The sequence below is a fragment of the Novosphingobium sp. 11B genome (assembly GCF_054589055.1).
In genome coordinates, this window is sequence record NZ_BAAILP010000157.1 from 4,177 (window position 1) to 10,987 (window position 6,811).

Sequence of the window (6,811 nt, forward strand, 5' to 3'; positions counted from 1 at the left end):
GTGGATGGAAGACTCGTAGCGATCCATGGCGACGCCCTTTCGTAGGCCCGCCCAACCTGCAGCACCGCTAAGTCCGCATGGCGCCTGCCGATGATCTGCAGGCCGATCGGCAGCTTGCGCGCGCCGCCGAATCCGGCCGGAACCGCCAGCGCAGGCAATCCGGCCATCGTGGCGGGAAGAGTAACTTCCATCCAGCGATGGTAGCTGTCCATGGCCTTCCCGGCGATCTCGGTCGGCCAGTGCTCGCTGGCATCGAATGGGAAGACCTGCGCGCTCGGCAGCACGAGGAAATCGAACTTCTCGAAAGCGGCGGCGAAGGCGTTGTAGATGCGCGTGCGGCCCTCCGAAGCCGTGGCAAGCTGCGGCCCGGTCAGCTTCATGCCGCCCTCGACTTCCCAGATCGCTTCGGGCTTCATCAGCGCCCGCTTGGCGGGATCGTCGTAGAATCCCTGGAGATCGGCGCCGACCGACCAGTGCCGCAGCGCCACCGCCGTACGCCACATCTCGGAAGCAGGTTCGGCCAGGGTCGCTTCCTCGACGGTCATGCCGATCGCCTCGAATGCCTTGAGCGCCTTCGTGCAGGTTTCCATGATACCGGCCTCCATCGGCAGCGCACCGCCGAGATCACCCAGCCAGCCGACCCTGCCGCCCTTCCAGTCGCGATCGAGCGGACGCGCGAACATCGCCGGATCATCGCCGAGAGAGAACGGTGCGCGCGCATCGCCGCCCGCCTGCACCGAAAACAGCATCGCAAGATCGCTCACGGTTCGGCCGAGCGGCCCCGACGTGGCGAAGTTCTGCCAGAACAGGTCGGTGTTGGGCACCGAAGGAACCCGGCCGAACGAGGGACGCAGTCCGAAGACGTTGTTCCAGCCGGGCGGGTTGCGGAGCGACCCGCCGAAGTCGCTGCCGTCCGCCACCGGCACCATCCGCAGCGCCAGCGCGACCGCGCCGCCGCCGGTGCTGCCGCCCGCTGCGCGGCCGTAAGCATAGGCGTTGTGCGTCGTTCCAAACACCGGATTGTAACTGTGCGATCCCAGCGCGAACTCGGGTACGTTGCTCTTGCCGAGGAAGATCGCACCGGCCTTGCGCATGCGCGACACCACGAGGCTGTCGGCTGCAGGAATGTTGTCCCGCAGGATCGGCGAGCCCTGCGTGCTGGCAATGCCCTTGACCGGGGCAGTGTCCTTCACCGCATGGGGAAAGCCATGGAGCGGCCCGTGGAAACGGTTCGCCGCCGCGTCCTCGTCCATGGCGGCAGCCTGTCGCAGCAGCGCATCGCCGTCCACGCGCGAAACGATGGCGTTGAAGCGGGGGTTCAGGCGGTCGATCTGCGCCAGATGGGCGGTCATCACCTCGCGGCTGGACAAGTCGCGGCGATGGATCGCGGCCGACAGGTCGGTCGCATTCATCATCACGATCTCGTTCGATCCCGTCCCACGCCGTTCGGCGACCCGTGCGAGCGCCGGTGCCGCCATGGTGCCCAGTGCCGTGGCTGCGCCGGTCAGCACGGTTCGGCGGGTCGCCGTCGTACCGTCAAGGGTCGCTTCGCCCATCGTCTTCATCTCCATTTGCCAATCTGCCCGCTTCTTCACGGCGACCACCCGATGGTAAAGGTCCAAGATGACTTGCGGCGCGGGACCACTCCCCCGCCGCAAGTCACATAGTCCCGGGGTCGAGCCGAAGCCCGATCAGGCCGCCCGCTGCAGCATGCCGAACAGGTCGCGCGGATCGTCGGGATCGGCGATGATGTCGAGCTGCTGGAAGAACGCGGTGCCGTCCAGCTTGCCCAGCAGGTAGCGCAGCGCCGAGAAATCCTCGATCGCAAAGCCGACGCTGTCGAACAGCGTGATCTGGCGCGCGTCGGTGCGGCCTTCGGCCTCGCCGCTCAGAACCTTCCAGAATTCGGTCACCAGATAGGACGCCTCCATCTGCTGGATCTCGCCCTCGATGCGGGTCTGCGGCTCGAATTCGACGAAAGTGGCCGCGCGGTCGAGAATATCGCGGTGCAGTTCCGTCTTGCCCGGGCAGTCGCCGCCGATCGCGTTGATATGGATGCCGGAGCCGACCATGTTGTCGGACAGGATGGTGGCATAGGCCTTGTCTGCCGTGCAGGTGGTGATGATCTGCGCGCCCTCGATCGCATCCTGCGAGGTTTCGCACGCCACGACCCGGAGGCCGCTGCCCTGCAGATTGCGCGCAGCCTTGCGGATGGCCTCGGGATCGATGTCGTAGAGGCGCACTTCCTCGATGCCGACGATGGCCTTCATCGCGATCGCCTGGAATTCCGCCTGCGCGCCGTTGCCGATCATCGCCATGACCCGCGCGTCCGCCGGGGCGAGGCGGCGCGCCACCATTGCGGACGTCGCCGCAGTACGCAGCGCCGTCAGCAGCGTCATCTCGGTCAGCAGCAGCGGATAGCCGGTATCCACGCGCGCCAGCAGCCCGAAGGCTGCAACCGTCTGCAAACCCTTCGCGGTGTTGCTGGGATGGCCGTTGACGTACTTGAAGGCATAGGCCTCGCCGTCGGACGTGGGCATCAGTTCGATCACGCCCTCTTGCGAGTGCGAGGCCAGCCGCGGTGCTTTCTCGAACAGGGACCAGCGCAAATAGTCGGCCTCTATCGCATCGGTCAGTTCATGCAGCACCGTCTCTATCCCGAAATGATGGACGAGGCGCATCATGTTTTCGACGCTGACGAAAGGGATGAAGGCAAGCGGGGAAGGCTGCGGCGCCATGGTTTCGTATCCTGATGGTGAATGGGCAGGACGATCGTAGAGCGAGGCCGTGCTGGTAAAAATTGCCATACCGCCTTGCAAACCGATGAACTTTGGACAATTTTATCAGCGCATTTATATAATATGCTCGATTTCAGGCCATCAACTCTTGTCATCTTCCGCCAAGTTCATCCCCGACGACCTCGACCGCCGTATCATCGGCCACCTTCGGGCAGACGGGCGCGCTTCGCTGTCGAAACTTGCCGACGCGCTGGGCGTGGCGCGCGGCACCGTGCAGAGCAGGCTGGACCGCCTGATCGATACCGGAACCCTGCTGGGCTTCACGATCCGGGTCCGCGACGACTACGAGAATCTTTCCGTGCGCGCGGTGATGATGATCGAGATCACCGGCAAGTCGACCACGCAGGTGATCCAGAAGCTGCGGGGCATGGTCGAGATCCATGCGCTGCACACCACCAACGGCAACTGGGACCTCGTAGCCGACATTCGTACCGGCAGCCTCTCGGAATTCGACCGGGTGCTGCGACAGGTGCGCATGATCGACGGGGTGCTGAACAGCGAGACCAGCCTGCTGCTGAGCACGGTCTGACGCGAGCGGCGCAAGCATCCGCCCGGTGGACCCGTCCCGCTGCCGAAACTGGATGTTTCGCGCAAGGCGACGAAAGGCGATGCAACCGTGTCATGGATAATCGCGGAAAGGTGACGCAGTGAACAAGTGGCTGGCAGGTTCGGCGGTTCTGGCATGCGCGGCAATGGCGGTGGCGCCTTCGGTCTGGGCGGATACGCTGCCGCCGCTCGCCGGGCGGATCATCGAGTACGACACCCGGGAAGTCACGTGGCCCGCGCTGGACCTCTCGCCGGATGGGAACACCATCCTGTTCGACCTGCTCGGCGACATCTACGCCCTGCCCTCCGCAGGCGGAAAAGCCAGTCCGGTGATGACGGGCGCGGCATTCGACACCCAGCCCGTATTCTCCCCCGACGGCCGCCACATCGCTTTCGTGAGCGACCGCGACGGGCGGGAGAACCTGTGGATCGCCGATGCCGACGGCAGCAACGCCCGCCGCGTTTCGCAGGAGAATAGCGGCGCGCCGCACTACGGTTCTCCCGCCTGGTCGCCCGATGGCCACACGCTCTACGTCTCGCGCATGATCTGGGGCGTGCTGGCGTTCGAACTGTGGTCCTTCGACGCCGCGAGCGGCAAGGCGGACGTGCTGGTGAAGGCCCAGCCCCATGGCGACGATCCGCATCCGCAGCGGCGCAACGCGATGGGCGTGGTCGCCTCCCCCGACGGCAAGAGCCTGTACTATGCGACCAAGGCGGGCACGACCTGGTCCAGCGGCCCCCTGCCGCACTGGACGATCGCGCGCTTCGATCTCGCCACCCGGACTCAGCACGAGGTCCTGACCACACCCGGCGGCGGGATGCGGCCGGTACTGTCGCACGACGGCCGCCTGCTCGCCTATGTGACGCGGGAAAACGAGCGGACAGTGCTGCGCCTGCACGACCTGACCGACGGGAGCGACCGGCTGATCCATGCCCCGCTCGATCCGGATGGGCAGTCCGGCGGCTATTACGTCGACGTGATGCCGCGCATGGTGTTTTCCGCCGATGACCGTAGCATCTATCTCGGGCTCGGCGGTGGTCTGAAGCGCATCGACCTTGCCGGAGGCGCACTCGTCGACATTCCGTTCGAGGCGCATGTGCGACACGAGATGCCGCCGCCGCTTCGCCGCCAGCACCGGGTCGATACCGGCCCCGTCCATGTTCGCGTGATCCAGACCCCGCGCCTTTCCCCCGATGGCAGGCAGGTGGTCTTCGGCGCCGTGGGCCGTATCTATATCGCCGCCAACCACAAAGGCGCGACTCCCCGCCGCCTCGACGTCCCGGGCGCCGCATGGCAGCCGAGCTGGTCGGACGACGGGCGCTTCGTCACTTATGTCACCTGGACCGCAAAGGAAGGCGGCGACGTCTGGATAGCCGCTGCGGACGGCAAGACCGCGCCGCGCCGGGTCACGACGCAGACGGCCTTCTATTCGGAACCACTGTTCCTTGCCGGCGGCAAGGACGTGGTCGCGTTCTGTGCCAGCCAGCATGACCGGCTCTACCGCTCGGCCGAAAGCCTTGGACCGATGCACTCGACGCTCGTGCGGATACCCGTGGACGGCGGGCCGATGCACTCGCTTGGCAAGGTAGGCGCGGCGATGGACTTGCGGCGCGATCCCGATCCGGCGCGCGTGCGCTATTACGCCGATGGCTGGATTTCCTCGCACGCGGTCGATGCCGAGGAACCGGCAAGGCATCTGGTCAAGCTGATCGCCCGCCCCGACAGCCAGTATTTCGACGCGCCCGCCCCGCTCAAGAACGCGCAGCTGAGCGCCGATGGCCGCACCGCGCTGGTGAGGCTGGCCTCGCAGCTCTACCTCGTGCCGGTGCCGCAAGCGAAGGACGACGCGGCGCCGACCATCACCGTCACCGATGCGGCTGCGCAAGCGCGGCGCATCACTGCCATCGGCGCGGATTACATGGACTGGGCGCCCGACATGCGCTCGCTCGTGTGGTCGGTCGGTTCGACCTTGCGGCAATTGCCGGTAACCGCCGCGCAGGACGGTGCCCCTGCCGCGATCGAGAAGCGGGCGGGCGGCATCGCGATGGACGTCGTGCTCCCGCGCGACGTGCCCCGGGGCAAGCTGCTGCTGCGCGGAGCGAAGGTCATCACCATGAAGGCCGATCAGGTCATCGACGATGCCGACGTCCTGATCGTCGACAACCGCATCGCCGGGGTCGGGCCGCGCGGCACGCTGAAGATACCCGCAGGCACGCAAGTCCGCGACATGACGGGCAAGTTCATCCTGCCCGGCTTCATCGACGCCCATGCCCACTGGTTCGAGACGCGGCGCCGCATCCTCGACATCGGGCACTGGGATTTCTCCGCCAACCTGGCCTACGGGGTGACCGCCGGGCTGGACGTCCAGACGTTCGATCCGGACGTGTTCGGCTATGCCGACATGATCGACGCCGGGCTGATGGTGGGCGAGCGCGCGTTCTCCACCGGCGAGGGCGTGTTCCGCAACAGCCCGATGGCCAGTCGCGAAGAGGCGATCGCCACGCTGCGGCGCTATTCGGATTATTACCGCACCCCCAACATCAAGGAGTACATGGTCGGCGACCGGGCAGAGCGGCGGCACCTGATCGAAGGCGCGCAGGCGCTGGGATTGATGCCCACGACCGAAGGCGCCAGCGACTACCGGCTGGACCTGACACAGATGCTCGACGGCTACGCGGGCAACGAACACAGCCTGCCGATCGCGCCGCTGCATGACGACGTGAAGCAGATGCAGGTGCGATCGCGCATCTCGACGGTGCCGACGATGCTGGTGCTCTACGGCGCGCCGGGACCGCTGGGCGCGATGGCGGCGGGTCATCAGGGGGACTTCGACGGAAAGCTGAGCCGTTTCGTTCCCGAATTCGTCTTCGCGGGCAAGCGCGATTCGGCGCAGTGGAACCGCGCCGATGGGCAAGGCTTCGCCCTCTTCGCAAAGCAGGCGAGCGATGTCGGACAGGCGGGCGGCCTGCTGGGCGTTGGCTCCCACAGCGTCGTGCAGGGGTTGTCCTACCACTGGGAACTGGAAGCCATGGCATCGGGCGGGGCCAGCGCGGCGCAGATCCTGCGGGCGGCGACGATCGGCTCGGCCGAGGTGATCGGCCGAGCGCTCGATCTCGGCTCGATCGAGCCGGGCAAGCTGGCCGACCTGCTGGTGCTGGACCGCGATCCGCTGGCGGACATCCGCAACACCCGCTCGCTCTCGCTGGTGATGCAGAACGGCCGCCTCTACGAAGCCGCGACCCTCAACGAGCAGTGGCCGCGCGTGCAGAGCCGCGACGCCCAGTGGTTCGAGGGCATGTCGAAGCGCGAGGTCGCCCACGCGATCAGCACCGCGGCGGCCTTCGAGGAGAAGCAGGGCAACGCCGCGTCGTTCGAGTACTGACGCGGCGCGGGGCACGCAACCTCGTCATTGCGAGCGCAGCGAAGCAATCCAGGGCAGTCTTGAGCCGCCCTGGATTGCTTCGCT

At 66.6% G+C, this 6,811-nt stretch carries 4 protein-coding genes; 2 read left to right on the forward strand and 2 right to left on the reverse strand.

Annotated elements, in window-relative coordinates; genetic code table 11:
- Both ACYPYD_RS14755 and ACYPYD_RS14760 read right to left on the reverse strand, forming a co-directional pair.
- Positions 1 to 1,556 (reverse strand): amidase (locus ACYPYD_RS14755; protein ID WP_459663884.1); only part of this gene is annotated, 1,556 nt, incomplete at its 3' end.
- Positions 1,557 to 1,691: 135 nt separating this feature from the next.
- The gene (locus tag ACYPYD_RS14760; RefSeq protein ID WP_459663886.1) at positions 1,692 to 2,807 is read right to left on the reverse strand and encodes an ornithine cyclodeaminase; all 1,116 of its coding nucleotides are present in this window, start codon (positions 2,805 to 2,807) and stop codon (positions 1,692 to 1,694) included.
- A gap of 79 nt (positions 2,808 to 2,886) precedes the next feature.
- Between ACYPYD_RS14760 and ACYPYD_RS14765 the strand changes: the two genes are divergently transcribed.
- Positions 2,887 to 3,327 (forward strand): Lrp/AsnC family transcriptional regulator, encoded by a 441-nt coding sequence (locus ACYPYD_RS14765; protein WP_459663888.1) that lies wholly within the window; start codon positions 2,887 to 2,889, stop codon positions 3,325 to 3,327.
- Positions 3,328 to 3,445: 118 nt separating this feature from the next.
- Positions 3,446 to 6,727: an amidohydrolase family protein gene (locus ACYPYD_RS14770; RefSeq protein WP_459663890.1), complete on the forward strand. Its 3,282-nt coding sequence runs from the start codon at positions 3,446 to 3,448 to the stop codon at positions 6,725 to 6,727.
- The last annotated feature ends 84 nt before the right edge of the window (positions 6,728 to 6,811 follow it).